Annotated in this window: 25 protein-coding genes; 14 read left to right on the top strand and 11 right to left on the bottom strand. The window is 74.5% G+C overall.

Features of this window, described 5'->3' with window-relative positions:
* The first annotated feature begins 120 nt into the window (after nucleotides 1-120).
* A complete protein-coding gene (locus FHX71_RS11020) occupies nucleotides 121-1,011 on the top strand; it encodes an ArsR/SmtB family transcription factor (protein ID WP_182616161.1) in 891 nt (296 codons plus the stop codon).
* On the opposite strand, the gene FHX71_RS11015 is transcribed toward FHX71_RS11020, so the two are convergent.
* The 4 genes from FHX71_RS11015 to FHX71_RS11000 all read right to left on the bottom strand — a co-directional run bounded on the left by FHX71_RS11015 (nucleotide 984) and on the right by FHX71_RS11000 (nucleotide 5,774).
* A complete protein-coding gene (locus FHX71_RS11015) occupies nucleotides 984-3,251 on the bottom strand; it encodes an AfsR/SARP family transcriptional regulator (protein ID WP_182616158.1) in 2,268 nt (755 codons plus the stop codon). The two genes, FHX71_RS11020 and FHX71_RS11015, sit on opposite strands and share 28 nt — an antisense overlap.
* Nucleotides 3,252-3,331: 80 nt before the next feature.
* Nucleotides 3,332-3,799, bottom strand: coding sequence for a hypothetical protein (locus FHX71_RS11010; RefSeq protein WP_182616157.1), 468 nt, complete (start codon nucleotides 3,797-3,799; stop codon nucleotides 3,332-3,334).
* A 218-nt stretch (nucleotides 3,800-4,017) separates the two neighbouring features.
* Complete coding sequence (locus tag FHX71_RS11005; protein WP_182616155.1) at nucleotides 4,018-4,620, bottom strand: response regulator transcription factor; 603 nt, start codon at nucleotides 4,618-4,620, stop codon at nucleotides 4,018-4,020.
* Nucleotides 4,617-5,774, bottom strand: coding sequence for a sensor histidine kinase (locus FHX71_RS11000; protein WP_312877012.1), 1,158 nt, complete (start codon nucleotides 5,772-5,774; stop codon nucleotides 4,617-4,619). Before FHX71_RS11000 ends, FHX71_RS11005 begins: the two co-directional genes overlap by 4 nt.
* Nucleotides 5,775-6,043: 269 nt before the next feature.
* On the opposite strand from FHX71_RS11000, the gene FHX71_RS10995 reads away from it, so the two are divergent.
* Nucleotides 6,044-7,840, top strand: coding sequence for a CocE/NonD family hydrolase (locus FHX71_RS10995; RefSeq protein WP_220489638.1), 1,797 nt, complete (start codon nucleotides 6,044-6,046; stop codon nucleotides 7,838-7,840).
* Nucleotides 7,841-7,953: 113 nt separating this feature from the next.
* Here FHX71_RS10995 and FHX71_RS10990 read toward each other — a convergent pair whose 3' ends face one another.
* A complete protein-coding gene (locus FHX71_RS10990) occupies nucleotides 7,954-8,643 on the bottom strand; it encodes a PAS and ANTAR domain-containing protein (RefSeq protein ID WP_246402522.1) in 690 nt (229 codons plus the stop codon).
* A gap of 484 nt (nucleotides 8,644-9,127) precedes the next feature.
* Between FHX71_RS10990 and FHX71_RS10985 the strand changes: the two genes are divergently transcribed.
* From FHX71_RS10985 to FHX71_RS10975, 3 genes are all read left to right on the top strand, one after another.
* A complete protein-coding gene (locus tag FHX71_RS10985) occupies nucleotides 9,128-9,580 on the top strand; it encodes a phage holin family protein (protein WP_182616151.1) in 453 nt (150 codons plus the stop codon).
* Complete coding sequence (locus FHX71_RS10980) at nucleotides 9,577-10,026, top strand: DUF3618 domain-containing protein (RefSeq protein ID WP_182616149.1); 450 nt, start codon at nucleotides 9,577-9,579, stop codon at nucleotides 10,024-10,026. The genes FHX71_RS10985 and FHX71_RS10980 overlap by 4 nt, the downstream gene beginning before the upstream one ends.
* Before the next feature lie 88 nt (nucleotides 10,027-10,114).
* Nucleotides 10,115-11,236: a YihY/virulence factor BrkB family protein gene (locus tag FHX71_RS10975; protein WP_182616147.1), complete on the top strand. Its 1,122-nt coding sequence runs from the start codon at nucleotides 10,115-10,117 to the stop codon at nucleotides 11,234-11,236.
* On the opposite strand, the gene FHX71_RS10970 is transcribed toward FHX71_RS10975, so the two are convergent.
* Complete coding sequence (locus tag FHX71_RS10970) at nucleotides 11,233-12,831, bottom strand: NAD-dependent epimerase/dehydratase family protein (protein ID WP_182616145.1); 1,599 nt, start codon at nucleotides 12,829-12,831, stop codon at nucleotides 11,233-11,235. The genes FHX71_RS10975 and FHX71_RS10970 overlap by 4 nt on opposite strands.
* A gap of 57 nt (nucleotides 12,832-12,888) precedes the next feature.
* Between FHX71_RS10970 and FHX71_RS10965 the strand changes: the two genes are divergently transcribed.
* On the top strand, nucleotides 12,889-13,602 hold the full coding sequence (locus FHX71_RS10965; RefSeq protein ID WP_182616143.1) for an esterase/lipase family protein: 714 nt from the start codon (nucleotides 12,889-12,891) through the stop codon (nucleotides 13,600-13,602).
* A 24-nt stretch (nucleotides 13,603-13,626) separates the two neighbouring features.
* On the top strand, nucleotides 13,627-14,559 hold the full coding sequence (locus FHX71_RS10960; protein ID WP_312877011.1) for a DNA-3-methyladenine glycosylase family protein: 933 nt from the start codon (nucleotides 13,627-13,629) through the stop codon (nucleotides 14,557-14,559).
* 54 nt (nucleotides 14,560-14,613) lie between these two features.
* Here the strand turns inward: FHX71_RS10960 and FHX71_RS10955 are convergent, their stop codons facing one another.
* Nucleotides 14,614-15,786 (bottom strand): MarP family serine protease, encoded by a 1,173-nt coding sequence (locus FHX71_RS10955; RefSeq protein WP_182616141.1) that lies wholly within the window; start codon nucleotides 15,784-15,786, stop codon nucleotides 14,614-14,616.
* A gap of 138 nt (nucleotides 15,787-15,924) precedes the next feature.
* Between FHX71_RS10955 and FHX71_RS29725 the strand changes: the two genes are divergently transcribed.
* The 7 genes from FHX71_RS29725 (at nucleotide 15,925) to FHX71_RS10920 (ending at nucleotide 23,697) form a co-directional block, all read left to right on the top strand.
* Nucleotides 15,925-17,256, top strand: a complete 1,332-nt coding sequence (locus FHX71_RS29725; RefSeq protein ID WP_182616139.1) for a sensor histidine kinase — start codon at nucleotides 15,925-15,927, stop codon at nucleotides 17,254-17,256.
* Nucleotides 17,253-17,957 carry a response regulator gene (locus FHX71_RS10945; RefSeq protein ID WP_182616137.1) on the top strand — a complete coding sequence of 235 codons (705 nt, stop codon included), beginning with the start codon at nucleotides 17,253-17,255 and terminating at the stop codon, nucleotides 17,955-17,957. The genes FHX71_RS29725 and FHX71_RS10945 overlap by 4 nt, the downstream gene beginning before the upstream one ends.
* A gap of 146 nt (nucleotides 17,958-18,103) precedes the next feature.
* Complete coding sequence (locus FHX71_RS10940) at nucleotides 18,104-19,339, top strand: hypothetical protein (protein ID WP_182616135.1); 1,236 nt, start codon at nucleotides 18,104-18,106, stop codon at nucleotides 19,337-19,339.
* 17 nt (nucleotides 19,340-19,356) lie between these two features.
* A complete protein-coding gene (locus FHX71_RS10935) occupies nucleotides 19,357-20,298 on the top strand; it encodes a hypothetical protein (protein ID WP_182616133.1) in 942 nt (313 codons plus the stop codon).
* Nucleotides 20,295-20,783 carry a cupredoxin domain-containing protein gene (locus FHX71_RS10930; RefSeq protein WP_182616130.1) on the top strand — a complete coding sequence of 163 codons (489 nt, stop codon included), beginning with the start codon at nucleotides 20,295-20,297 and terminating at the stop codon, nucleotides 20,781-20,783. Before FHX71_RS10935 ends, FHX71_RS10930 begins: the two co-directional genes overlap by 4 nt.
* Entirely contained in the window at nucleotides 20,780-22,123 is a 1,344-nt protein-coding gene (locus FHX71_RS10925) for a hypothetical protein (RefSeq protein ID WP_182616128.1), read from the top strand. Before FHX71_RS10930 ends, FHX71_RS10925 begins: the two co-directional genes overlap by 4 nt.
* A gap of 320 nt (nucleotides 22,124-22,443) precedes the next feature.
* A complete protein-coding gene (locus FHX71_RS10920) occupies nucleotides 22,444-23,697 on the top strand; it encodes a family 16 glycosylhydrolase (RefSeq protein WP_312877010.1) in 1,254 nt (417 codons plus the stop codon).
* Nucleotides 23,698-24,006: 309 nt separating this feature from the next.
* Here the strand turns inward: FHX71_RS10920 and FHX71_RS10915 are convergent, their stop codons facing one another.
* The 4 genes from FHX71_RS10915 to FHX71_RS10900 form a co-directional block, all read right to left on the bottom strand.
* Complete coding sequence (locus tag FHX71_RS10915; RefSeq protein WP_182616124.1) at nucleotides 24,007-24,270, bottom strand: hypothetical protein; 264 nt, start codon at nucleotides 24,268-24,270, stop codon at nucleotides 24,007-24,009.
* A 102-nt stretch (nucleotides 24,271-24,372) separates the two neighbouring features.
* The gene (locus tag FHX71_RS10910) at nucleotides 24,373-24,741 is read right to left on the bottom strand and encodes a DUF202 domain-containing protein (RefSeq protein ID WP_182616122.1); all 369 of its coding nucleotides are present in this window, start codon (nucleotides 24,739-24,741) and stop codon (nucleotides 24,373-24,375) included.
* Nucleotides 24,738-25,109, bottom strand: coding sequence for a YidH family protein (locus FHX71_RS10905; RefSeq protein ID WP_182616119.1), 372 nt, complete (start codon nucleotides 25,107-25,109; stop codon nucleotides 24,738-24,740). The genes FHX71_RS10910 and FHX71_RS10905 overlap by 4 nt, the downstream gene beginning before the upstream one ends.
* Nucleotides 25,110-25,517: 408 nt before the next feature.
* Nucleotides 25,518-26,639: a WxL protein peptidoglycan domain-containing protein gene (locus FHX71_RS10900; protein WP_312877009.1), complete on the bottom strand. Its 1,122-nt coding sequence runs from the start codon at nucleotides 26,637-26,639 to the stop codon at nucleotides 25,518-25,520.

Below are 26,639 nucleotides of genomic sequence, written 5' to 3'. Positions count from 1 at the left end.
TCGTCTGCCTGTCCCGGCCATCCTGCCGGGTCGCGCCCGGGACCGAAAGCGCGGGCTGAAAGCGGTTTGAAACCGGCCCGGCGTGAACTGTGCGGTACTGCCACCACCGGGAGAGCGCCGATGCTACGGATCCACTTCACCTCGCAGGACCTGCTGCGCGTGCGGCTCGCGTCCGGCCCCGACCCGCTGTGGGAGGCGGTGCTCAGCGCGCACCAGGCGCACCAGCCGGGCGGCCCGCCGGTGTTCCGGGAGTGGCGCTCGCGGGTGGTGCCGGCGCTGACCTCGGAGGCGCGGGCCTACCTGCGGATCACGCGGCCCCGGGACGGCCTCCGCCCGCCCACCGGCACGCCCACCAGCACGTCCACTGGTACGTCCACCAGCACGTCCACCCGGCTGGGCGCGGCGGCCCAGGCCTACCACGACCAGGCGCTCGCCCCCTTCTGGCCCGCGATCCGGTGTGCCGTCGAGGCCGACGTCGCCGCGCACGCGCGCACCCTGACCAGCGGCGGCACGGCGGCCCTGCTGTCCGGGCTGCACCGGTCCGTGGTCTGGCGGGACCCGGTGCTGAGCGTCGCGACCGCGGCTGACGGGGACATCTACCTGGAGGGCCGGGGCCTCACGCTGCAGCCGGCGTTCTTCTGCGGGCAGGCCCCGTTCGCGCCGTCGGACCCGGAGCTCGCGCCCGTGCTCGTGTACCCGGTGCCGCACCGCTCGGCCTGGCTGCGGCAGCCCGGCGCCGGCCGGCACGACCGCGCGCTGGCCGCGCTGCTCGGCCGGACGCGCGCCGCCGCCCTGTCGGCGCTGGCCCACGGCGCCAGCACGAGCGAGCTGGCCCGGCACATCGGTGTGTCCGCGCCGTCGGCGTCCGAGCACGCGTCCGTGCTGCGCGACGCCGGCCTGATCGCCTCCCGGCGGGAGCGCAACAGCGTATGGCACACGCTGACGCCGCTCGGCCGGGCGGTGCTCGACAGCGGCGGCGTGGATCAGCGCGTGCCGGCCGCGGTGTCGTAGGCGTCGTCGTCGGCGTCGTCGGGCTGCCCGAGCGCGCGGGCGATCCAGCGGCGGGACCCCGCCTGCTCCGGCACGCGGCCGAGCGTCTCCAGTGCGGAGAGCGCGAGGCTCTCGGTCTCCAGGAGCGTCGTCACCTGACGGCGCTCCCACAGGTGTGCGCGCAGGCAGCGCGCGATGCGCCAGGTGTGCTCGTGGTTCCCGGTCGCGGCGGCCCGCCGGACCATGCCGACGAGGACGGGCGCCTCGTCGTCGGACAGCCCGGACCCTGTTCCGGCGCCTGCCTCGGCCCTTGCCTCGGCTGCGCGGGCCGTGCCCAGGTAGTGGTCGAGCATGCGGACGACCGCCGGGCCGGACTCCTCGGGCGGGTCGGCCGAGACCAGCTCGTTCGCGTAGTCCATCAGCAGCTCGTGCATGGTGAACTGGCCCGGCGCGAGCTCGATGAGCAGGCTCGCCCGCTCCAGCTCGCCGACGGCGGCACGGGCGCGCTGCTCCGGGATCGCCGCGAGGGCCGCCACGCTCGGGACCGTGAGGTACGGCCCGGGGTGCAGGCCGAGCAGGCGGAACACGGCGGCGGCGTCCTGGCCGAGCGCGCGGTACGACCAGGAGAAGACGGAGCGGGCGGCCCGGTCGCCGTCGGCGGACAGGGCGGCGATACGGGAGTCGTGCCGGTGCAGCTCGGCGACAAGGGCGGCGAGCGGGGCCCCGGGCCGCCCGGCCGCGCGCTCGGCGACGATCACGTGGGCCAGGGGGAGCCCGCCGCACAGGGCCAGCAGCTCGCGGGCGGCCGCGGGCTCCGTGGCGAGACGGGCGGCGCCCACCTGTCCGCTACCCAGCCGGGCGGCCAGCACGTCCTCGGCCTCGGTCGGCGGGAGCGTCCCCAGGGCGAGCCGCGCCGCGCCCTCTACGGCGACCAGCCCGCCGAGCCGGTTCCGGCTCGTGACCACGACCACGCAGTGCCGTCCGCCGGGCAGGAGGGGCCGCACCTGCTCGACGTCGCGCGCGTTGTCCAGCACGACCAGGACCCGGCGGTCGGCGAGCACCGAGCGGTACAGGGCGGCCTGCGCGTCGGCGTCGTCCGGGATGCGGCCGGGCGGGACGCCGAGGGCGTCGAGGAACTGGCGGACGGCGACGGCGGGGGCCAGCGGCGTGTTGGTCGGGAAGAACCCCCGCAGGTTCACGTAGAGCGTCCCGTCGGGGAAGCGGTCCGGCACGCGGTGGGCCCAGTGCAGCACCGTCGTCGTCTTGCCGATCCCGCCCGGCCCGTCGACGACGGCGATCCGGGGCGCGTCCGCCAGGAGAGCATCGAGCGTCGAGAGGGCCTCGGCGCGGCCGCGGAAGGCGCCGTCCGGGGGCGGGAGCATGCTGGGCGGACGGGGTGTGGTGCCGGCGGGGGCCGTGGTGTTGGGTGCGCTGCCGTCGGGCGTCCTGTTGTCGGGTGCGGTGCTGTCGGCTGCGGTGTCGTCGGCTGCCGCGCCGTCTGCTGCCGTGCTGTCGCTGGGGCGCGCGAGGAGCCGCTGGTGCGCGGCCCGGGCCTCCTCGCCCGGCGGTGTGCCGAGCTCGTCGCGCAGGACGCGGTACAGGTCCTGGTAGGCGGCGAGCGCGTCGGCGCGGCGGCCGGTGCGGTCGAGCACCGCCATGAGTCGGACCCAGAGGCCCTCGCGCAGCGGGTGGAGCGCCACGAGCTCGCGCAGGCCCGCGGCCAGCTCGCCGAGGTCCGGGGCGTGGCCGGCCAGCGCGAGGTCGGCGCCCCGTTCGACGGCGCACAGCGCCTGCTCCATCAGGCGCGGCCGGTCGGCCGTGACGAGCAGGTCGGAGCCGACTGCCTCGAACGGCGCGCCGCGCCAGTGCCCCAGGGACCGGCGCAGGAGCCGGTACTCCTCGGCCGGGTCCGCGGCGGCGCTCGCGGCCAGATCTGCCTCGAACCGGGCCACGTCGACGGCGGACGCCGGCACGTCGAGCTGGTAGCCGCCGGAGGTGGTGCGGACGACGTCGGCGCCGAGCGCCGTGCGCAGCCGCGTGACCAGCACCTGGACGGCCTTGCGCGGGTCGGCGGGGCGCTCCTCGCCCCAGACCGCCGCGGCGATCCGGTCCGTGGGCACCGGCCGCCCGACGTCGAGTGCCAGCACCGCGAGCAGCGCGCGCAGGCGCGGGGTGAGGGCCACGGGAGTGCCGTCGAGCGTCACGGCGAACGGGCCGAGCAGGCGCACCGACACGGGGCTCGTGCCGCCGACACGTGACATGTCCGCTCCCAGGGTCGCCGGTGCTGCGTGTGCTCAGTGTCGCGTGCGGCCGGCGTCCTCGCCGTCGTCGGGGGTGGAGCTCATGTGACGGCCAGGGTGACGAGCGTGATCATCAGGGAAAGGATCAAGCCGCACACCACCGCCAGCAACAGGCCGATCATCGCCCAGATACCGATCATGAGGCCACGCCCCCTGCGGACCTGGGGACTGAACCCGATCGCTCCTTCGTCGTAGAAGTTCTGGTGCGGCGGCGCGTAGAACACCTCGAGGGTCTGGCCGGGAGCGACGTCGACGTCGAGAACGGCGTGGCCGTACCGGCGGAGCCACTGGGAGTACACCTGGAGACGGTGCCGTCCCGACCTGATCGGGATGCGCTGGGTACCCACTGCCGGGAGCGGAGCGGGCCAGCCGTCGACGGTGAGCGTGGGCGCGACCATGTTCGTGGTCAGGACATTTCCCTGGACCGTGACCGACAGCTCTGCGTCGAAGTCGGGCAGCGCCGGCTGCGGCGGCTGCAGTGGCGGGTGCGACGGCGGTGGCTGGCTCACGGGCTGAGGCTAGCTGCGGTGGTCGGAGCGTCACAGGCGGCCAGCCTCGAATTCACCCGCCACCCCCTCTCCTTTGAGACCGAAGTTTCTTGTCTTTGGGCCACCCCAAAGACAAGAAACTTCGGTCTCGAAGGAGATGACTCAACTCGGCCCGAGGTTGCCCCGACGCGAGGCGGCCCCACCCGACCTGGCTCGGCCCGACCCGGCCCGGCCCGCCACTACAGCCAGTCGTGCTCGCGGGCGTAGCGGGCCGCCTCGTGGCGGGTCCGGGTCTGGGTCTTCTGCATCGCGTTGGACAGGTAGTTGCGCACAGTGCCCTCCGCGAGGTGGAGCTGGGCGGCGATCTCGGCGACGGAGTAGCCCTTGCTGGTCACCCGCAGCACGTCGACCTCTCGCTCGGTCAGCGGGCAGTCGTCGATGACGGCCAGCGCGGAGACGTCCGGGTCGATCCACCGCTTGCCCTCGTGCAGCGCCGCGATGACCGTCGTGATGTGCGCGGGCTCCGCCGACTTGCTGACGAAGCCCTGCACGCCGAGCCGCAGCGCCTTGCGCAGCACGCCGGGCCGGGCGTGGCGGGTGAGCATGAGGATCACCTGGTCCGGTTGCGCGGCGCGGATCTGCTCGACGGCGCCCAGCCCGTCCACCCCGGGCATCTCCAGGTCGATCACGAGCACGTCGGGCCGGTGCAGGAGCGTGGCGTCGACGGCCGTGGCGCCGTCCTCCGCCTCGGCGAGGACCGTGATGTCGCCCTCCAGCGGCAGCAGCGCGGCCAGCGCCTTGCGCAGCAGTGCCTCGTCGTCGGCCAGTACCACCGTGGTCATCGGCTGCCCTCCAGTGCCTTCGTCGCCGGCGCGGGGGTCGCGCCTGCCCGCGGGAACGCCGCGGCCGTCCGGAACCTTCCGGACTCCTGCTCGACGGTCAGCTCGCCGCCGTCCTCGGTCACCCGCTGCCGCAGCGCCGAGAGGCCGCTGAGCGCGGGCAGCGGCGCGTCCTTGGCGCCGTCGTTCACGATGTCGATGCCCTGCCCGGTCAGCGTGATCCGGACCAGCGTCGCCTGGGCGTGCCGCAGGATGTTGGTGGTCGTCTCCCGCAGGACCTGGCCGAGCAGCTCGGCGGTCCGGGGGTCGGCCTCGGCCCGGCGGTCCACCCGGACGGCGATGCCGGCGGCCTCGAACAGGTTCTTCGCGTTCTCCAGCTCGGCCGACAGGTTCAGCCGCCGCTGCGCGTGCGCCAGGTTCTTGGTCTGGGCGATCGTGTCGGCGACCAGGGCGTGGATCTCGCGCAGCTCCTCCTGGGCCCGGTCGGCGTCGCTGTGCACCAGCTTCTGCGCCAGCACCGTCTTCAGTTTCACGACGTGCAGGGTGTGGCCCTGGATGTCGTGCAGGTCGCCCGCGAACCGGATCCGCTCCTGCGCGACGGCGAGCTCCGCCTCGCGGTCGCGCGTCTCCTTCATGAGGTCGAGGTACCGCTGGTTGCCGTACAGCAGCGGCGTGGCCACGACGAACACGCCCGTCGGCACGAGCACGTAGACGATCAGGTCGCCGACGACGTCGTCCTGCGACACTAGCAGGCGGCTCGCGCCCACGGCCGCGATGAAGGCCAGCAGCCCGAGCCCGGCGGCGATCCGGTGCCGGGGGAGCTGCGGCACCACGAGCGAGCCCACGACGCCGAGGCCGTAGAAGGCCGTGCTGCTGTCCGTGACCAGCGCCCCGAACACCCACACCGCCGCGGTGATCACGAGGCAGGGCAGGGCGACCCGCGCGAGGTCGTCCGCCGTCCACCGCTCCATCGCGACGACCGCGGCCACCACGCCCACGACCAAGGCGGCCGTGCCCCACCAGGTCGTGTGGTCGATCAGCACGAGCACCACGCCCGTGAGGATGATCGGCGGGACCTGCAGTACGAGGTTGAGCCGGCGCAGCTTCCCCTGGGACACCTCGTTGTGCTCGGACAGCGCGGTCCGCAGGGGCCTCACCACCCGGCACCGGCCGCGTGCATACCAGCCGGGCGCGCGCCAAGAGCAGGCACACGCGCGGGCACGAGGTCCATCGGGCACTCCGGTTCGGTCGGGCGGGTTCGGTCGGGCACGGATTCGGTCGGGCACAGAGAATCGTCCCCCAGTATTCGTCCTCGGCCCCGGCCCCACCAGTGACGCTGCGTCACGGCCGGCCCTGATGAATGTCATGCCAGGTCGGTGACGTCGTTCCACTGTCGAGCGGGTGAAAGTTCGGGTGTGATCGACCCATGCACAGACCACGAGCCGCACTCACGACCGTGTCCGCACTAGCCGCCGTCGCCCTGGCGGGCGCCATCGGTGTCCCCGTCGCCATGGCGACGTCGGAGGACCCGACGGGCGCGCCGTCCGCGGCGACGTCGGGCAAGCCGTCCGGCAGCACGTCGGGCAGCACGTCCGGGAAGGCCGCCGTCGCGACCGCCGACGACCCGGTGACGCACGAGGAGAACGACAGGGTCCCGGAGGGGGCCGCGTGGACGCAGCACTACTTCCCGTCCTCGGACGGGTCCGACGTCGAGCTGCACGCCGACGTCCTGCTGCCCGAGGGGCTGGAGAAGGGCGAGCAGGTGCCGGTGATCATGTCGGCCGGCTCGTACTTCGGGCACTCGGGGGAGATCTTCGACGAGGGCCACCCGAACACCGGCCCGTCCGATCGCTTCGGCGACCTGGTCGAGGGGATCGACCTGTTCGACCGCGGCTACGCGCTGGTCCTGGTGGACACCCGCGGCTACGGCGGCTCGACCGGCTGCATCGACTTCGCGGGGCCGGGCGAGCAGGCCGACGTCGCCGCCGCGATCGACTGGGCCGCGGACCAGTCGTGGTCCACGGGCGCGGTGGGCATGTACGGCAAGTCGTACGACGCCGTCACCGGCCTGATCGGCAACAACCTGGACCAGGACGCGCTCAAGGCCGTCGTGGCGCAGGAGCCCATCTGGGACATGTACGACCGCGTCCGCAGCAACGGCGTGCCCCGTCAGGAGGGCATCATCGCGCCGAGCACGTACAACACGATCGCCCAGCTCCCGCAGATGGCGGACGACGACGAGCGCTACGTGAAGAACTCGCAGTACGAGCTGACGCACCCGGAGTGCCTCGCGGCCAACACGGTGAACAACCTGATCGCCGACCCGGGCACCAGCTACTGGCAGGACCGTGACCTGGCGAAGCACGCCGCGGGCACCGACACGCCGCTGTTCGTCACCCAGGGCTTCCTGGAGTGGAACACCCGCGCCGAGGGCATGGAGGAGTACCTCACCAACCACGAGGGCCCGCAGCGCGGCTGGCTGGGCCCGTGGGACCACGTGCGCGGCAACGACCGCACCGAGGACGGCACCCTGAAGATGGGGCGCGAGGGCTGGTTCGACGAGATCGGCGCCTTCTACGACGAGTACCTCAAGGGCGTGGAGCCGACGACGGACTACCCGGCGTACTCCGTCCAGGACAGCACCGGCACCTGGCGCGCCGAGGACTCCTGGCCCGTCGTGGACAAGACGGCCCGGATCAAGCTCGGCAGCGGCTCGTACGTCGACGACGGCGGCCCGCAGGAGGAGCAGGACGGCAGCCGGTCGAGCTTCGTGAAGTGGTCCGAGCCCGTCGAGCGGGACACCCGCGTGGTCGGGACGCCCAAGGTGTCGCTGAACGCGAAGGGCAACGGCAACGTGCTGGTCGAGCTGCACGACGTCGCCCCCGACGGCACCGCCGTCGCGTTCGACGAGCAGGCCGCCGTGGTGCAGGCCGGGCGGCTGACGGTCGACCTGGAGTCGGCCGACTGGACCCTGGCCGCCGGCCACCGGCTCGCCGTGGAGATCGGCTCGATCCAGAACGGCTCGTGGGTGGACACGCCGTCGGGCCAGAAGATCAAGGCCACGGACGTCCGCCTGGAGCTGCCGCTGGACGACCCGGCCGGCGACGTGCCCACCGAGGGCGACCGCGCCGTCTGGCTGGACTCGTACCTGGCCGCGTACACCGCGGAGATGACGCCGGGCGAGGCCACCTTCACGGTGCCCTCGCCCGGTGCCCGGGACTGACAGGTCGCGCTGACGTCCGGCACTGACGTCCGGTACTGACGTCCGGTACACACGTCCGGCGTGGCTGGGGGGCTGCGCCGGCTGAAGGAACGCGCCGGACGGGCGCGACGGAGCTAGTTGTCCCGGCTCCGCGTGTCCGTCCGGCGCGGCCGTCGTGTCAGCAGCGCGTCGTGCCCGCGCGGCCGGCCCACCGGGTGGACGGTGTCGATCGCCCGCTTCAGGGCGGCCTGCGTGACGCCGGTCTTCTCGTTGTCGGCGTGGAGGGCCGCCATGATCTGGTCGGCCGCGAGCCGCAGCGTGACCTCGGCCTTCCGGGCGATGTCGGCCAGCATCTCGGTCGCGGTGTTCTCGTCGACGCCGCGCACCACGGCGATGACGCCCTTGGCCTGCTCGATCGACGCCTGGCTGACGAAGGCGCGGTTCACGGCGCCGTCCGCCTCACGGTCGAGCGCCTCCCGCTGGACGGGCGTGACGTCCACGACGTAGCCGACCAGCTCGGGTGACCCGCCGCGCTCGCTCTGGCTGCCCTGACCCGTGACCACGACCGACCGGGTGCGGCCGCTGCGGTCCACGATGCGGTGGGCGCACGCGAACGGGCGGCCGACCCGCAGGGCCTGGCTCGCGGCCCGCACCACCCGGCCGCGGTCGTCGGGGTGCTTCCGGGAACGCAGGGCGTCGAGCCCCGGCTCGATCTCGTTCCGCTTCCAGCCGTGCATGGTGTAGACCTCGTCCGACCACCACCAGGTCCCGGAGGAGAGCTCCACCCGGTAGGTGCCGACAAGAAGATTGGTACCCAGGCCCATCGTGCGCATGAGATCCGCTGCCGAAAATCCCGCGGAGAATGCGGGCGCGCCGTCCCCGGCGCTTTCTGCTGTGGTCGTCCGCGGCTGTTCCATCAAGGACACAAGGACCTCCCAGATCCGTTCGGATCTGAAGCCGCTTCATGACTCCAAGCCATTCACCCTACTCCGGTTCGGGCGATTCGGACAGTCCGGACCTAATCGCCCCTGGTGAGCGCGCGTATTTGGGAATGCCTTGACGCTCGAATTTCGGCGCCTTTTCCCGCGCATTTCCAGGCCGATTTACGACGCCGTCGTCGCCTGGTCGCCTCATGGTCGCCGCCCACGTCGCCGCCCACGAGGACCGCTCCCGGTTGCGAGCCGGTTTCACCCGCCTAGGTTGGAGGGAGGTCATGAAGCGGCCGCACGGTGGAGCGCGGCACACCGCTGCCCTGCCCTCTGACCTCGCCCGGTCGCCACCGTGCGAGGACGACGACGGGAGTCCCTCATGAGCCAGACGGCACCTGATCCGTTCGCCCCGTCCAGCGCGGCACCGCCCCCGCCGGACGTCCCACCCGGGCAGGAGAGCATCGGCCGGCTCGTCGGCGAGGTCAGCCGCGACCTGTCGACGCTGGTCCGGCAGGAGGTCGCGCTCGCCAAGGCCGAGGTGGCGCAGTCCGCGAAGAACGCCGGGAAGGGCGCCGGCATGTTCGGCGGCGCGGGCGTCGCGGGGCACATGGTGCTGGTCTTCCTGTCGATCTCCCTGTGGTGGGCGCTCGCGACGTGGCTGGGCGGCGGCTGGTCCGCGCTCGTCGTCGCCGGAGTGTGGGCCCTGATCGCGGGCGTGCTCGCCCTGCGCGGCCGGGCCGCGCTGCAGTCCGTGGGCGGCCTGCCGAAGACCGCCGAGTCCGTCAAGAAGATCCCCGACGCGCTGCGCGGACACGAGGAGAGGAACTCATGAGCACCAACGTCTCTGGCAACGGCTCCGACACGCACGGCCCGGACACGAACGGCCCTGACCCCCACGGCTCGGAAACGAACGATCCCGAGGTGATCCGCGCGGACATCGAGCGGACGCGCGAGGAGCTGAGCCACGACGTCGACGCGCTCGGCGACCGGATCAACCCGGCCCACATGGCGCGCCGCCAGGCCGACCGGGTGCGTTCCGGCGTGTCCCACGTCAAGGAGCGGGTGACGGGTTCGGCGCACGACCCCGCGTCGTCGGGCCGGACGCCGTCCGCGCGGAAGCCTTCGGCGCCGAGCCCGTGGTCGGCGCCGGACCAGTCGTCCGTGAACCAGCTGCTGGACCGGGTGCGGGAGAACCCCCTCGGCGTGGGCCTGGTGGCCTTCGGGCTCGGTTTCGCGGTCGCGTCGCTCGTCGTGTCCGGCCGCGCCGCGCGCCGCTAGGGACGCGCCGGTAGAGACCGAGCAGGCGCTGGAGACCGACCATCCACCAGAGAACGACCGGGCAGAGAGCGACCAGGGGGCAGGCACCATGACCGACATCGACGACTCGTCCTCCCGCACCGGCGCACCGGCACCGGACGACCGGCGCAAGCCAGACTCCCCGCCGGACCTGCACCGGGGCACGTGGAAGTACGTCGCGCGCAACACCGTGCGGCAGTTCTCCGCGGACGAGTGCCTGGACCTGGCGGCGGCGCTGACGTACTACGCCGTGCTCGCCGCGGCCCCGGCCCTGCTCGCCCTCGTCTCCGTCCTCGGGCTGGTGGGCGACGCCGAGCAGGCGGTCGAGCGGGTCATCGACACGGTCGACGGCGTGGTGCCGCCGGACGCGCTGGCGGTCGTCGAGCCCCTGGTCCAGAACGCCGCCGGGGGCGGGGGCCGCGCAGGGCTGGCCCTCGTCCTCGGTGTCGCGCTCGCCCTGTGGTCCGCGTCCGGGTACGTGGGCGCCTTCGGGCGGGCGATGAACCGGATCTACTCGATCGACGAGGGCCGCCCGGTGTGGAAGCTGCGCCCTGTGATGCTGCTGGTCACGCTGGTCGCGGTGGTGATCGCGGCACTGATCGTGGTGGCACTCGTGCTGAGCGGCTCGCTGGCCCGGGCGGTGGGCGACGCCGTCGGGCTGGGCTCCACGTCCGTCACGGTGTGGAACATCGCGAAGTGGCCCGTCGTGCTGCTGCTCGTCATCGTGCTGGTCGCGATCCTGTACCGGGTCACGCCGAACGTCCGCCAGCCGCGGATGCGCTGGATCAGCGTCGGCGCGTTCGTCGCGATCTTCGCGTGGGTGCTCGCGTCGGCCGCCTTCGGGTTCTACGTCGCGACGTTCTCCAGCTACGACGCCACGTACGGCTCGCTGGCCGGCATCATCGTGTTCCTGCTGTGGCTCTGGATCACCAACCTCGCGCTGCTGTTCGGCGCGGAGCTCGACGCCGAGCTGGAACGCGGGCGCCAGCTCCAGGGCGGCATCGCTGCCGAGGAGACCCTCCAGCTCCCGCCCAAGGACGCCCGCGCCAGCGAGAAGCGCGAGGCCAAGCGCCTCAAGGAGGTCGAGCGCGGGCGCGAGCTGCGCACCACGGCGGCCGGGCGGCACCGCGCGGACGACGGCGACACGAGCAAGGACAGCACGGGCCAGAACAGCACGAGCAAGGACAGCTAGCCCGGCACCGTCCCGCTGCGGAACGCCCGCTCCCGCGCCCAGGCGTGGAACCGGTCGAACAGCTCGACCTGCGCGCGGGCCTGGTCCAGGAGCTCGTCGAGCCGCGCGGCGTCCAGGCCGACGTCGTCGGCGTGCTCCCGCAGGGTCTGCCAGCCGCCGATCTTGCCGAGCACCGCGGACCGCATGAGCTCGGCCTCCAGCACCGCCGTCATCGGCGACCGGTCCGTGAGGCGGCCGTTGAGCTTGAGGCGCCCCGCCTTCTCGCCCAGCCACGCCGCCACTTGGCGGTGCCGGCGCCGCGGCACGCCCAGGGCGTTCAGCAGGTCGCGGTACAGCTCCCGCTCGCCCCGCAGCTGCTCGGTGGCCTCCGCCAGCTCCGCGTAGAACGGCGTGTCCGCGTAGGTGCGGGTCATCAGCTCCAGCCGCTCCAGGCCCGCCGTCGCGCCGGTGAAGTGGTCGGAGAGGTAGAGGCCGAACAGGTAGTGGTCCATCGAGTCCGGGATGCGTGGCTCCGCGCCCGCCCGCCGCGGCACGGGCACCGTGGCGTCGCCCGGGGGCCGCGGGCTCGCGGGCCGCAGCGGCGCCGACCCCGTGCCCTGGCCCACGGCCATGCCCTCCAGCAGGTCCTCGAGCGCGTCCGCCGCGGTCCGGCGCGGCGCCCACCCGAGCTCGGACCGGATGCGGGTCGCGTCCAGGACCGGCACCCCCAGCGCCATGTCGAGCCAGCCCGGGTCGGTACGCACCACCCGCGCCGCGTAGGCGGCGGCCAGCACGCCCCGGACGGCCGACGGCGGCACCTCGACCAGGCGGCCGTGACCCGCGATCCGGGCCAGGTCCTGGCCGCTCAGCACGTCCCGGGCCGCCACGTTGAACGCCCCGCGGGCACGCTCCAGGACCACGCGCGCGTAGGCGTCGGCGACGTCGTCGGCGTGCACCGCCTGCAGGCGCAGCCCCGCGGGCAGCGGGATCGCGGGCGGCCGGCCGTACCGCAGCAGGCTCACCGGCACGAGCGGGCCCAGGAAGTACCGCACGACCTCCTGCGCGGCGTCCGCCTGGAAGATCAGCGCGGGCCGCAGCCGCGCCACCGCGACGTCGGGGTGCGCCCGCTCGAACTCGTCCAGCACCCGCTCCTGCGCGGCCTTGTCCACGCTGTAGTGCGACGTCCGGGTGCCCGCGACGGGCCAGTCCTCGCGCCGCGGCTCGTCGTCGGCCACGGGGGAGTACGCGCTCACCGAGGACGCGACCACCAGGTGCGGCACCCCGGCCCGCGCCACCGCCTCGGCCACCCGCCGGGTGCCCTCCACGTTGGTGCGGCGCAGCCGCTCGCGCTGCCGGTTCGGCTGGATCAGCCAGGCCAGGTGCACGACGGCGTCCGCCCTGCGGAACTGCTCGACGAGCCGCCCGACCACGGCCTCGTCCGTCTGCTCCGAGCCGACGTCGACGGCCCCCCACCCCGCGTACACGTACGGCTCGGCGCCGCGGTCCGGCAACCGCCGGGCGATCCCCAGCAGGGACGTGACCCGCGGCTCCGCGTGCAGGGCGCGCAGCAGCGCGGTCCCGACATTTCCGGTGGCACCCACGACGACGACGCGCATGAGGCCACGTTCGCACCGGGCCGGTGCACCCGCATCCGGCGCGGTAGCCTGCACCGGATGAACCGGTCCCGCGACCCCGGCAGGCCCGCCCCACGGGTGCTCGCCGAGCTCGGACGGCTCGGCACCCGGGCCGTCGACTACGCCTGGGCCGCCGACCGGCAGCTCCGCCACCTGGTGGGCCGCGCAGCACTGCCCACCGGACCCGGCGGCGCCGCGCCCGCCGTGCTCCTGCCCGGCATCTACGAGACCTGGGAGTTCCTCGGCCCCGTCGCGACCGCGCTCGCCCGCGCCGGCCACCCCGTGCACGCCGTGCCCGCCCTGCGCCACAACGCGCGGCCCGTCCCCGAGTCCGCCGACGTCGTCGTCGAGCACCTCGAACGCGCCGACCTGACCGGCGTCGTGCTCGTGGCCCACAGCAAGGGCGGCCTCATCGGCAAGCACGTCATGCTCTCGGCAGCCGCCGACCGCGTGCTCGGCATGGTTGCCGTCGCCACACCCTTCGCCGGCTCCCGCTGGGCGCGGTACATGCTCTCCCGGGCCCTGCGGTCCTTCGACCCCCGCGACCCGGTGCTGCTGGCGCTCGCGGGCGAGCTGCTGGTCAACGAGCGCATCACCTCCGTCTACCCGCGGTTCGACCCGCACATCCCCGAGACGGGGCGCCTGACCGGCGCGCGCAACGTCGAGCTGCCGCTGGCGGGCCACTTCCGGCCGCTCGGGCAGCGCCTGCTGGTGCAGACCGTGGTGCGCGAGGTGGCGCGGATCTCGGGCTGACCCGTGCCGGAAACTCTCGCCGGCGTGGTCCACTGGGATGTGCTCACCGTCCGCCACACCTCGCCCCGGCGGCTCGACGTCGGCCTGACGCTCGGGCCTCTCGGGCACGGCCCGGGCGACCCGACGTTCCACCCGGCCGCCGACGGCTCCGTGTGGCGCACGTCGCTGCTGCGCGCCGGTCCGGTGACGCAGCGGTTCGTGCCGGCCGGGCCGCACGAGGTGGTGGTGCACCTGTGGGGCGACGGCGCCCGCGAGGCCGCCGCGGCGCTGCCCGTGCTGCTCGGGGAGGACGACGACGCCGCGGACTTCGTGCCGCCGCCGCAGGCCGCCGTCGCGCACCGCCGCGCCGTCGGGATGCGCATGGTGCGCAGCGACCGCGTGCTGGAGGCCCTGGTGCCCGCCGTGCTGGAGCAGCGCGTGCAGACCGTCACGGCGCACCGGGCGTGGCGCTGGCTGGTCACGCGGTACGGCACGCCGGCGCCCGGCCCCGCGCCCGAGGGCCTGCGCGGCGGGCTGCGCGTGGTGCCCGACGCGCGGGCCTGGACCCGCGTGCCCGTGTGGGACTGGCACCGCGCCGGCGTCGACCCCGGGCGCGCGCGGACCGCCGTGCGCTGCGCGCTGGTGGCCCCGCGCCTGGAGGAGGCCGCCGCGATGGCGCCCGCCGAGGCCCGCGCGCGGCTGGAGAAGGTGCAGGGCGTGGGCGTGTGGACGTCCGCCGAGGTGGCGCAGCGCGCCTTTGGCGACGCGGACGCCGTCTCGGTCGGCGACTTCCACCTGCCCGCCGCCGTCGGCTGGGCCCTGACGGGCGAGCGCACCGACGACGACGGCATGCTGCGGCTGCTGGCGCCCTACGCGCCGCACCGGCACCGGGTGGTGCGGCTGCTGTCGCTGTCGGGGCGCGCCCGGGCGCCGCGGCGCGGGCCCAAGCTGCCGATCGCGGACTACCGGGCGTTCTAGGGCCTGCGGCTGGGCGGTGCGGGCTGGGTCAGGCGGCGGGGTAAGGCGGCTGGGTCAGGCGGCGCAGCGCCCCGACGACACCGGGGAGTCCAGGGCGGTGGCCTGCGCGGCGACGGGGCGCAGCTCGGCGTCGGTCATCGCGAAGCCCACCTCGACGTCGGCCTCGGCGCGGGCGAAGATGACGCCCGCGACCCGGCCGTCGGTGGTCAGCAGCGGCCCGCCGGAGTTGCCCGGTCGCACCTCCGCGGCGATCGAGTAGACCTCGCGGGGGCTGGCGCCCTCGTCGTACACGTCGGGCACGGGCGCGGTGTTCACGCTCAGCACGCCCGCGCTGCGCGAGGTGAACGGGCCGCCCCAGGGGTAGCCCTGGACGGCGGCGCGGTCGCCGACGGCGAGGGTCCGGGAGATGCGCAGCGGCTCCGCGCCCAGGTCCTCGACGGCGACGACGGCGAGGTCGTCGACCGGGTCGAAGTACACGACGCGCCCCTCGCGGGCGGGCCGGTCGGGCAGCTCGACGACGGGGCGGTCCACGCCGGCCACGACGTGCGCGTTGGTGACCAGCCGGTCGGGCGCGACGACGAAGCCCGAGCCGGTCGAGCTCTTGCCGCACGCGTACGCGATGCCCGAGATCCGCGCGACGGACTGCGCGGCGGCCTCGAGCTGCGCGTTGTCGAGGTCGACGACGGGCGCGACGGCCTCCTCCCGCGGCACCATCAGGATGTTCAGCCGCGGCAGGCCGTCGTCGAGCACCATGGCGCGCATCTGCGCAAGGGGCCGGCCCACGGCGGCCGGCGTCAGGTCGTCGATGGCGCGCAGCACCGCGGAGGACGAGACGGCCGAGGAGACGCCCGGCGTGCCGGTCGCGGAGACCGCGTTGCCCACGAAGGACAGCGCCAGCGCGACGACGATCACGTTCGCCGCGCCGCCCAGCAGCCGCTCCAGCGGGCGCAGCCCGGTGCGGTCCACGCCGCGGCGCAGGTCGTGGCCGAACCCGGCCCCGATGGAGGCGCCGAGCAGCGGCAGCAGCACGGCCAGCGCGATCGAGACGGGGCCGCGCCACTGCGCCGAGGGCAGCACGTCGTTGACCGCGGGCACGGCCCAGAAGGCCGCCAGCCCGCCGAGGATCAGGCCGGTCAGGCCGCCGAGCGTGGCCAGCAGGCCCCGGCTCAGGCCGGCGCCCAGGGCGATGAGCAGGGCGACGATCAGCACGAGGTCGACAAGGGTCACGGATAGAAGGTAAGCGGTGAACCTGGGGCTGGGGGCGCCGCCACGCACCTCCGTCACCCGATCCGCAGATTTGCGGACGGAACGTTCACAGCGCGTGCGTCCCTTGCCTGCTGGTGCGCCGCCGCATACTTTCGGGCCGTGCTCGTATCGACAGGGTCCGGATCGACGTCAGGGTCTGGATCAACGACAGGGTCCGGATCGACGACCGGGGACCTCGCCCCGTCCCGCCCGGCCCGCTCCGACTTCCTGTGGACCGCTGTCGTCTCGGTGCTGGCCGCCTTCGGGATGATCGCGCTGGCGCTCCAGGCGAACGAGGCCGACGTGGACCCGGTCCTCGCGTACGTCGCGAGCTCCCTGTCCTGCCTGGCGCTGCCCGTCGCCCTGCGCCACCCGGTGGTCGCGACGGTCGTGCAGTGCCTCGCGACGGCGGCCCTGGACGTCATGGCGTCGGGGCCGGCCCCGTTCCCCGCCGTCACGATCTGCGTGCTCGTGGCCCACGTCGCCCTGGTCGCGCTGCGGCACGACTGGCGGATCGCCGTCGGCGTGTGGTGGACGATCGCCGGCGTGTCGGTGCTGCTGGTCGCCCTCGCCGTGGAGGACCGGCACTCCGAGGTGGCGGAGACCCTCGCCGTCGTCGTGCTGGGCCTGGCCTCCCTGATCGCCCTGATCGGCGGGATCGCCTCCCGGTATCGGCTGCGGATCCGCGGCGAGCTGGCCGCGGCCCGCCAGGACGCCCGGGTCGAGCACGAGCGGCGCACGCTCGTCGAGGAACGCACGCGCATCGCCCGCGAGCTGCACGACGTGGTGGCGCACAGCATGTCGGTGATCCACATGCAGGCGACGTCGGCGCCCTACCGGCTCGCCGACGTCGACGCGAGCACCCGGGCCGAGTTCACGGCCATCGCGGCCGGCGCCCGCGGCGCGCTGGGGGAGATGCGCCAGCTCCTCGGGGTGCTGCGCGAGTCCGGCGCGGCGCCCGAGACCGACCCGGCCCCCGGCCTGGCCCGGCTGCCGGAGCTCGTCGAGGGCACCAGCAGGTACGGTGCACCCGTGACCCTGGTGGTCGAGCCCGAGGTGGGACAGGTGCCCGACGTCGTCGGGACCACCGCCTACCGGATCGTCCAGGAGGCGCTGAGCAACGTGGTGCGGCACGCGCGTGGCGCGTCGGCGACGGTCCATGTCGACCGGGAAGGGACCGACCTGGTCGTCACCGTCAGCAACACGGCGGGCGGCACCGGCAGCGTCGAGCCGGCCGGCGGGACGCAGCGGTCGCGGCACGGGATCACCGGGATGCGGGAGCGCGTCGCCCACCTCGGCGGCGAGCTGCGGCACGGGCCACGGCCCGACGGCGGGTACCGCATCATGGCGCGGCTCCCGCTCCCGGCGTCGGACGGCGGGGACGGCCGTGACGGTGGAGACGGCGCGGGAACTGACACGGACAGCGGTACGGAGGGGGAGCGCGGGCGATGAGCGGAGCGGCGATCAAGGTGCTGGTGGCGGACGACCAGCCGATGATCCGGGTGGGCATCCGGGCCATCCTGGACTCGTACGCCGACATCACGGTCGTCGGTGAGGCGGTCGACGGCCGCGGCGCCGTCGACCAGGCCCGGCGCCTGGCCCCCGACGTCGTCCTGATGGACGTGCGCATGCCCGTGCTCGACGGCCTCGCGGCGACCCGGGAGCTGCTGGACCCGGCGAGCCGGCCGGCGGGCGCGCGGGCCGGGGAGGCAGCACACCGCCCGCGGGTGATGATGCTGACGACCTTCGACGCGGACCACTACGTCTACGAGGCCCTCCGGGCCGGCGCCAGCGGCTTCCTGCTCAAGGACTCCGGGCCCGACGAGCTCGCCGCCGCCGTCCGCGTCGTCGCGGCGGGCGACGCGCTGCTCGCGCCGGGCATCACCCAGCGCCTCATCGAGCGGTTCGTCGAGGCGGCGCCCCGCGACCCGGCGCAGCACCCCCTGGTCCAGAGCCTGACCGACCGCGAGCGGGAGGTGCTCACCCTGATCAGCCGCGGGATGTCCAACGGCGAGCTCGCCGCTGCCCTGGTCATCAGCGAGCAGACCGTCAAGTCGCACGTCAGCCGCATCCTGCAGAAGCTCGGCCTGCGCGACCGGGTGCAGGCCGTCGTCTTCGGGTACGAGAACGGGCTCGTCGTCCCCGGACGCTAGACCGTCCGGGCAGGTCCCGGGGTGAAAGATGGTCCTCTCGTAGGGGGCGGATCGCTCCCGCGAGGGACGCGGGTGCAGGACCGCGCTTCCTACGTTCGTGGTGTTCACGACCCAGCACCCGGACGACCCGAGAGGGAACCACCTCGATGCCCACCACCCCGCCGTCTGCCATCCCGCCGTCTGCCACCGCGCTACCTGACCTGCCCGACGGCGCCGCCTCCGCGCGGTTCACCGCCCGCGAGCGCTGGACGCTCGCCGCCGCCAGCCTGTGGCTGGTGGTCGGGCTGCAGCTCGACGCGTTCGCGCACTCCACCATCCCCGACCTGGAGACCTTCTGGACGCCGTGGCACGCGGTGATGTACTCCGGCATCGCGGCCTGCGGCCTCACGCTGGTCTGGCTGCTGCGCTCCCGCCTCCCGCAGACGGTGACCTACCGCAGCCTCCTGCGGGCGACGCCGTCCGCGCTGCGGCTGCCCGTGATCGGCATGGCGCTGCTGCTGGTCGGCGGCGGTATCGACACCCTGTGGCACAACCTGTTCGGCATCGAGAAGGGGCTCGAGATCTTCTTCAGCCCCAGCCACTACCTGATCATCGCCGGGATGGTCCTGGTGGCCGCGGGGCCCGCGCTGATGGTCGCGTCGTCCGCGAGCACCGTCTCCGCGACCGCTTCCGCGACCGTCCCCGCGACGCCGGGCCGGCGCCTGCGGGGCGCCGACGCCGTCCTGACGACCATCTCGGCCGTGCTCGCCGCCATCCCCGTGCACATCTACACCGGGCATGCCTCCGCGCTGGAGGAGCCGCTGCTCGGCACGGGCGACACGGACATGAGCTCCTTCTCGCTGGACGCCCAGATGTTCCACGCCTACGTGGGCAGCACCGTGGTGCTGCTCGTCCCGATCCTGCTGATCTCCCGCCGCTGGCGCCTGCCCGTCGCGGCGCCCACCGTGCTCGTCGCGGCCCCGGCGTTCCTCATCTGCCTGGTGCTCGGCGACGCGGAGCTCTGGCTGCCGGTGACCATCACGGCGGCGACCGCCGTCGTCGAGCTCGTGGCGCGCGCCCTGGCACCCCGGCTGCGCGCCCTCGGACCGGACCAGAGCTGGATGGTCCTGGGGCTGGCCGCGCCCGCCGTCGTCTGGGGCGCGGTGCTCGCGGTCAGCACCGTCACGGCCGGCGGTCCCGCCTGGAACCTGCACATGATCAGTGGGCTCCTCGCGCTCGTCGCCTTCACCGGGGCGGGCACCGCGTGGCTGGTGCGCCGGGTCCAGCCGGCGGGTGCGGCCGCCCAGGCTGAGCCTGCCCGGTCCACCCAGGCTGGGTCCGCTCAGGCTGACCGAACGCAGGCCGAGCGCACGCCGGCCGAGCCGGCCCCGACCGCGCCGTGAGCGTGGTCCGCCGGGGGGTGAGCGCGCTCGCCCTGGCCCTGGTGGTGCTGCTGACCGCGATCTCCCCGGCGGCCGCGCACGCCGGCGGCCTGAGCCCGACGGGCGTCCGCGGCGTCGTCCTCGACGTTTCGCCCCGGGTACCCGGGCTGACCGTCCGCGCGATCGAGGACGGCGCCCGGCTGGAGGTCCGCAACGCCACCGCCACCGCGGTGCGGGTCCCGGCCGGGGGCGGCCAGAAGCGACCCGTGACCGTCCCGGCGGGCACCACCCGCACCTGGATCGACGCCCGCGCCACCACCCTCGACCGCGACCTCGGCGACGCCGACCGCACCACCTGGTCCGTACCGCTGACCGCCGGCGGTACCTCGGTGACCGTGACCGGCGAGCACGTCGCCGAACCTGCGCCGCCCGCCCTGCCGTGGTGGGCGCTCGCGGCCGCCGTCGCCGGGACGCTGATCGCCGTCGCCCGCCGGGCCCGACGGCCCCACGTGCTCCTCGCGGTCGCCGGGCTGACGACCGTCGCGGCCTCGCTGGTCCACGTGGTCGGCTCGACGCTCGCGGTGCAGTCCGCGCCGCTGTGGGGCACGTTCCTCGACGCGACCGGGATCGGGCTGCTCGTCTGGCCCCTGGTGGTCGTCGCCGCGGTCGCGGCGATCCGGGGCCGCGCGGGCGGCGTCCTCGGGGTCTGCGCCGGAGCGGGGCTCAGCGTCGTCTTCATCCTGCCCGACCTGACCGTCTTCCACTTCGGCGTGCTCCCGTTCGCCGGACCCGACGCCCTCGAACGACTCCTCGTCGCCGTCGTGCTCGGCACCGGCACCGCGGCGGCCGTCGCCGGGGCCGGGGCGCTGCGGGCGCTCGCGGACTCCGGCGGCGGGGAGGGCGAGGCCTTGCCGCCGGGCCCGAGCCCGGCCCTGAACCCGAACGACGACCAGAACCAGAACCAGAGAGAGAACTCATGACGCGCACGACCACCCCGCTCCTCCTCGCCCGTGCCGCCGCGGCCGCCGTCGCCGCGGTCACCGTCGCCGGCGTGCTCGCCGGCTGCGCCGCCGCCGGGCCCGCTGCCGGGTCCGCCGACGCACCGCCCGCGGAGGCATCGGCGTCCGACACCGCTCACCAGGACCACCACGAGGCCGGGATCTGCACGGACGACCCCGCCACGGACGACCCCGCCACCGGTGAGCCGCCGGTCGAGGTCGAGGTCCGCTTCGCCGACGGCCGGGTCGAGCCCGCGCCCGGCCGAGTCGAGGTGCCGCTGGGCAGCACCGTGGTGCTCCGCGCCGAGGTGGACGCCCCGGCCGAGATCCACGTGCACGGCTACGACGTCGCCGCCGAGGCCGCTCCGGGCGACCCGGTCTGCCTCGAGGTCCTCGCCGACACCCCCGGGGTGTTCGACGTCGAGGCCCACCCGGAGACGCTGCTGCTGCAGCTCGCGGTCCGGTGAGCCCGCGCCACGCCCCGCTGGCGGCGCACGGCGTCGGCAGCTCGCAGGATCTTCCGCTGCCGTTCGACCTGGTGCTCCAGGCCGGTGCCGTGACCGTGGTCCTGTCGTTCCTGGTCGTCTCGTTCCTGTGGCGCACGCCGCGCGAGGGCGCCGTCCGGCCACTGCCCGCCCGGTGGGACGCCGTCCTGCGCTCGCCATGGTGGCGCGGGCCGGCCCGGGCGGTCGTGCTGGCGCTGGCGCTCTACACGGTCGGGAACGCCCTGCTCGGTCCCGCCGACGAGACCAACCCCGCCGCCCACCTGGTGTTCGTCTGGCTGTGGGTCGGGCTCGTCCCCGTGAGCGTCCTGCTCGGGCCGGTGTGGCGCGGGGTCAACCCGCTGCGCACGCTGCACGCCGGGCTCTGCCGGCTGCTCCGGGTGCCGGTCACGGGCCTCCGCCCGCTCGCCGGGCCCGACGACCGCGGCTGGGGGCACTGGCCCGCCGCCGTCGCGCTGCTCGCGTTCGTCTGGCTGGAGCTGGTCGCGCCGGACCGCACCGACCCCCGGCTGATCGGCACCTGGCTGACGGCGTACGCCGTCGTCCAGCTCGGGGCGGGGCTGGTGCGCGGCGAGAGCTGGTTCGCGCGCGGCGACGGGTTCGAGATGTACTCCGAGCTCGCCGGACGCCTGAGCGTCCTGGGCCGGGACGACGCCGGACGGTACGTGCTGCGCTCGCCCCTGGCCGGGCTGACGACGGCTGGATTCACCACGGCTGGGCTCACCAAGGCCGGGCTCAGCACGGCCGCGTTGGCGCGCGGCACCATCGCGTTCGTCGCCGTGTGGTGGGGCTCGACCATCTTCGACAGCGCGTCGGGCTCGCCGCTGTGGGCGGGGTTCGCGCAGTCGACGGGGGCGCCCGAGCTCGTCGCCACAGCGGGCCTGGTGGGCGTGTGCGTGCTGGTGGCGGGCAGCCTGCGCTGGACGACGCGCCGCGCGGACATCGCGCTGCCGCTGGTCCCGATCGCCGCGGGCTACACCCTGGCGCACTACGCGTCACTGCTGGTCGTGGAGGGTCCGCGCGGGCTGTGGCTGCTGGTGGGGCAGTGGGCTCCTGGGGCCGACGGCGGTTCGTCCGGCTTCGTAGCGCCCGACGTCGCCGTGCCCGACCCCGCCGTGATCGCCGTCGTGCAGGTCGTGTGCATCGTGCTGGGCCACCTGGTCGGCGTGCTCGCCGCGCACGACCGCGCGCTGCGCGCGGCCCCCGGCCGGCAGCACACCCTCGTGCTCGCGGACGAGCTGCCCGGCGTGCTGCTCATGGTGGTCTACACCTGGGCGGGGCTGTTCCTGCTGTTCGCGGCGTGAGCTCCCTTGCCTGAGGCACCCTTGCCTGCGGCAACACCGCAGGAACATGGGGAAAACCCGTAACTGTGCGCCCACCCGTTGTGCGCCGTCGGCGGCCGAATGTACGTTCCCGCCACGACCAGCCGGGCCTCAGCGGCCGGCCAGGCCACTCACAGCGATGACCACAGCGATGACCACAGCGATGACCGCCGGGTAGTCCCGCCCGGCGGGAAGGATCACGTCGAGGGAGCACCCCGATGCGTCGTGCACACCGATCCACCCCCAGAAACAGCACAGCCAGGAGCAGAACCCCCAGAACCCTGGTCACGGCGGTCGCCGCCGTGACGCTCGTCCTGTCCGCCTCGCTCGTCGCCTCGGCAGCGCCGCCGAAGGTGTCCGACGCCGGGGCGGTGCAGGACTCGACAGCCCAGGACTCGAAGGCGGCACACGCCGAGGCGGCACAGGCAGAGGCGGCGGCCGCCGCCCTGACCTGGTCCGACGAGTTCAACGGCGCCGCGGGCAGCGCGCCCAACGCGGCCAACTGGAACCACGAGACCGGCGCCGGCGGCTGGGGCAACAACGAGCTGCAGAACTACGTCAACTCCCGCCAGAACTCGGCCCTGGACGGCAACGGCAACCTCGTCATCACGGCCCGGCAGTCGGGCAGCGGCTACACGTCGGCCCGCCTGACGACCAAGGGCAAGGTGCAGCCGCAGTACGGCCGTCTGGAGGCGCGCATCAAGATCCCGCGCGGCCAGGGCATCTGGCCGGCGTTCTGGATGCTCGGCGGCCAGTTCCCGGGCACGCCGTGGCCCAACTCCGGCGAGATCGACATCATGGAGAACATCGGCCGCGAGCCCAACCGGGTGCACGGCACGCTGCACGGCCCGGGCTACTCGGGCGGCAACCCCATCACCGGGTCGTACGCGCACCCGCAGAACTGGTCGTTCGCCGACGACTTCCACACGTTCGCGGTCGACTGGAGCCCCAACTCCATCACCTGGCTCGTGGACGGCAACGCCTACCAGACGTTCACGCCCGCCAACACGGGCGGCAACCCGTGGGTGTTCAACCAGCCGTTCTTCTTCATCCTGAACGTCGCCGTCGGCGGCAACTGGCCCGGCTACCCCGACGGGTCCACGCAGTTCCCGCAGCAGATGGTCGTCGACTACGTGCGCGTCTACGACTCCACCGGTGGCGGCGGGGGCGGCCGCACCGGCACGGTCCGGGCGAGCAACGGCATCTGCCTCGACGTCGCCGGGGCGTCCTCGGCCAACGGCACGCCGATCCAGCTCGCCAACTGCAACGGCAACGCCGCCCAGTCGTGGACGGTCGGCACGGACGGCACGGTCCGTGCGCTCGGCAAGTGCCTCGACGTCGCGAGTGGCGGCACGGCGGCGGGCACCCCCGTCCAGCTCTGGGACTGCAACGGCACCGGCGCCCAGCAGTGGGCCTCGACGAGCGGCACGCTGGCGCTGCGCAACCCGCAGTCGGGCCGCTGCCTCCAGCCGGTGGGCCGCGTGCAGACCGACGGCACCCGCACGGAGATCGCCAACTGCGACGGCACCACGGTCCAACGCTGGACCCTCCCCTGACCCCGACCCCCTGACCCGGCACACCGACACCCGCTGACCTCACCTGCCCACTCAGTGATCCGGCACCCGCCGCCGAGGTGCGCTTCTACCCAGTCATTACGCCCGAAAACACCGTGATTCCGGGCCCAATGACTGGCTAGAAGCGCACCTCTGGCGTCCGCGCGGCCCGGGGCGCGGCTGGCCGGGGTCACCGCCGGCCCGACTCACCGCCGGCGGGGCAGCTACCGGTGGATCGTCGGGACGACGGGCGGTCGCCCGGTCCGATCGTCACGACGACGACGCCCACCACCGAAGTGCGCTTCTACCCAGTCATTCGGCCCGAAAACAGCCTGATTCCGGGCCCAATGACTGGGTAGATGCGCACCTCTGGCGTCCGTGTGGCCCGGGGTGCGGCCGGCCGGGGTCGCCGCTGGCCCGACTCACCGCCGGCGGTAATCGCGGGCCGATCGCGACGACGACGGCGACGCCGTCCAAGCCGATCGCCACGAGGACGGCGACGCCGTCCAAGCCGATCGCCACGACGGTGGCGAGGTCGACCGGGCCGATCATGACGACGACGGCGTCCATCACCAAGGTGCGCTTCTACCCCGCCATTGGGCCCGGAAACAGCGTGATTCCGGGCGCAATGACGGGGTAGAAGCGCACCTCCGAGTCGGCGGGAGTTGGCGTCGGCAGTTAGAGGTGGATCGTCAGGATCACGGCCAGGCCGCCCAGGCCGATCGTCACGACGACGGCGCCCGCCATCGCGAGCAGGCCCGCGCCCGGGGAGTCGTGTCCCGGACCCCGGGCCGGGATCGGCACCCGCCGCGCGTGGCGGCGTCGGGAGGCGAGCCAGAGGTAACCCGCCAGCAGCAGCCCGACCAGGCCGGGCAAGAGCCAGACCGCGCTGCCGAACAGCGCCGGCAGCAGACGCGCGCCCACCAGCGAGACCGCGGCGACCGACAGCGCCGTGCGCCGCCACGCCAGCTCCGTCCGCTCGGGCTGCAGCCCCGGGGGAGGCGTCGGCCCGGCGGTTCCCGGCGCAGGGGTGCCGGGGGCGTTCATCGCAGCAGCACGCCCAGGAGCACGAGCACCCCGACCACCGAGACGACGACGGCGAGCACCACGCCCACGATCGTCGACGGCAGCGGCGACCCGCTGCGCAGCGCCCGCTCGACGTGCCCCCAGCCCGCCCAGGCGATCAGCGGCAGCACCGTCCCCGCGACGATCAGCACGATCGACGCCGCGAGCCGCAGCCCGGGCTGCAGGTCGAGCCCGAGCGTCTCCAGCGCCACCCCGCCCGCCACCAGCGCCAGCGCGGTCCGGATCCAGGCCAGGAAGGTCCGCTCGTTGGCGAGGGAGAACCGCGCGTCGGGCTCCGAGCCGACGCCGAACACCGAGCCCGGGAACCGCCGCTCGTCGGGCCGGCTCATCGGGCGTCCGTCCTGAGCCGTGCCGCCGACCCCGACCCGAGGAACGCCGCGGGTCGGGCCGCCCGGGACGACGCCGTGCGAGCCCGCGCCACCCGGGGCCGTGCCGCGCTGGGCTCTGCTGTGCCGAGCGCCGTCCGGAGCCGTCCGGCGCCGCCGTGGGGGGAGCGGCCAGTCCAACCGTCAGTGCACCCGTTCGTGCTGCCGACCATGCGGGCGCCTTTCTCTCGTACTGCCTGCGGGTCTGCCCATTCTCTCGTGCCGAGGCCCGCCGTCCTGCCAGTGCTGTCGTGCCCCGGTCCTCTCACCGCTACGGTCTCACCGGCGTTGTCCCTGCGCCGACGTCGTCCCCGTACCGACGTCGTCCCCGCGCTTCCGCCGCGTCACGTCCGCCGCGTCACGCCCGCCATGTCACGCCTGTTGCGTCACCGTGGCCTTGACCTCCCGCGGTGTCGCGCCGGCCGAGCCCTCCGCGCCCCGCGACCCCGTCGCCCTCCGCGCCCGGACCAGCGGCACCACCACGGCCGCCGCCACGGCCAGCACCACGAGGCCGAGCAGGGCCCACGGTACGGCCCAGCCGCTCGCGGCGTCGTTCGCGGAGGTGACGCCGCCCCCGCCGATGCCGATCACCAGACCGTCCACGCGCACGGTCGCCTCGGCCCGCACCAGCGGGCGGACGCCGGACACCGTCACCACGCGCTCCACCGTCGAGCCGGGCAGGATCTCGGGCAGCTCGCCCGACGCCGTCGCCGGGTCACCGAGCCACGCCGTCCCGCCGGGACCCGCCACGGCGACCGTCTCCGTGGGCACGAGCCGCGCGGTGCCGCTGTTGGTCAGGCTGTACCGGACCGTCGAGGTGACGGTGCCGAACGGGTTGGCGGACAGGTCGGTCGTGACGCTCACGTCGCTGATCCCCAGCCCGGGCGCCAGGTCCCCGGCCACGCGCGCGTGCACGCGCAGCGCCAGGCGGCGGTCCACGGTGAGCGCCGAGTCGCCGACCCGCTGCGTCAGCGCCGTGACGACGCCGCCCGAGTGGTCGCCGGGCGCGGCGTCGTCGGGCACGCGGAGCGTGAACGGGACCTCGGCGGACTCGCCGGGCTCCAGGTCCAGCGTGCCCCGCCGGAAGGTGAGCCAGGTGCCGAGCCCCGTCGCGGGGTCGTCGGCGGTCAGCAGGTCGATGTGGCCGCTCGGCGTCGTGAAGGCGTCTGTGCCGTACACGCTGAGCTGCAGGGGAGCGGCCGACCGGTTCGTCACCACGAGGGCGTCCGAGACGCGGTCGCCGGGCTCGACGGCGTAGCCGTAGTTGGCGCGGCCCTTGCCCTGCCGGTTGTCGGCGGGGGTGACGGACCACGAGATGCCGTCGTCGCTCGCAGTGAGGACCGGCGCGGCCGGGACAGCACCGGCGGCCGTGGCGGCCGGCGCGGAGACGATCAGGGCGCCGAAGGACAGGGCGCCGAGCAGCGCGACCGCTGCCGCGGCGCGTCCGAGGACGCGTCGCGGCAGCGGGCCTGCACGGTGTGGCAGAACGGACAC

The organism is Promicromonospora sukumoe, assembly GCF_014137995.1.
GTDB classification, from domain to species: Bacteria; Actinomycetota; Actinomycetes; order Actinomycetales; family Cellulomonadaceae; genus Promicromonospora; species Promicromonospora sukumoe.
The sequence above is the reverse complement of the archived record's forward strand: the minus strand, read 5'-3'. Positions and strand labels throughout refer to the sequence as shown.

Bases quoted from the DNA above. Each gene is read 5' to 3' on its own strand.
- FHX71_RS11020 (WP_182616161.1), top strand. From the start codon at position 121: ATGCTACGGATCCACTTCACCTCGCAGGACCTGCTGCGCGTGCGGCTC.
- FHX71_RS11015 (WP_182616158.1), bottom strand. From the start codon at position 3,251: ATGTCACGTGTCGGCGGCACGAGCCCCGTGTCGGTGCGCCTGCTCGGC.
- FHX71_RS11005 (WP_182616155.1), bottom strand. From the start codon at position 4,620: ATGACCACGGTGGTACTGGCCGACGACGAGGCACTGCTGCGCAAGGCG.
- FHX71_RS10995 (WP_220489638.1), top strand. From the start codon at position 6,044: ATGCACAGACCACGAGCCGCACTCACGACCGTGTCCGCACTAGCCGCC.
- FHX71_RS10990 (WP_246402522.1), bottom strand. From the start codon at position 8,643: ATGGGCCTGGGTACCAATCTTCTTGTCGGCACCTACCGGGTGGAGCTC.
- FHX71_RS10985 (WP_182616151.1), top strand. From the start codon at position 9,128: ATGAGCCAGACGGCACCTGATCCGTTCGCCCCGTCCAGCGCGGCACCG.
- FHX71_RS10980 (WP_182616149.1), top strand. From the start codon at position 9,577: ATGAGCACCAACGTCTCTGGCAACGGCTCCGACACGCACGGCCCGGAC.
- FHX71_RS10975 (WP_182616147.1), top strand. From the start codon at position 10,115: ATGACCGACATCGACGACTCGTCCTCCCGCACCGGCGCACCGGCACCG.
- FHX71_RS10970 (WP_182616145.1), bottom strand. From the start codon at position 12,831: ATGCGCGTCGTCGTCGTGGGTGCCACCGGAAATGTCGGGACCGCGCTG.
- FHX71_RS10965 (WP_182616143.1), top strand. From the start codon at position 12,889: ATGAACCGGTCCCGCGACCCCGGCAGGCCCGCCCCACGGGTGCTCGCC.
- FHX71_RS10945 (WP_182616137.1), top strand. From the start codon at position 17,253: ATGAGCGGAGCGGCGATCAAGGTGCTGGTGGCGGACGACCAGCCGATG.
- FHX71_RS10940 (WP_182616135.1), top strand. From the start codon at position 18,104: ATGCCCACCACCCCGCCGTCTGCCATCCCGCCGTCTGCCACCGCGCTA.
- FHX71_RS10930 (WP_182616130.1), top strand. From the start codon at position 20,295: ATGACGCGCACGACCACCCCGCTCCTCCTCGCCCGTGCCGCCGCGGCC.
- FHX71_RS10910 (WP_182616122.1), bottom strand. From the start codon at position 24,741: ATGAACGCCCCCGGCACCCCTGCGCCGGGAACCGCCGGGCCGACGCCT.
- FHX71_RS10905 (WP_182616119.1), bottom strand. From the start codon at position 25,109: ATGAGCCGGCCCGACGAGCGGCGGTTCCCGGGCTCGGTGTTCGGCGTC.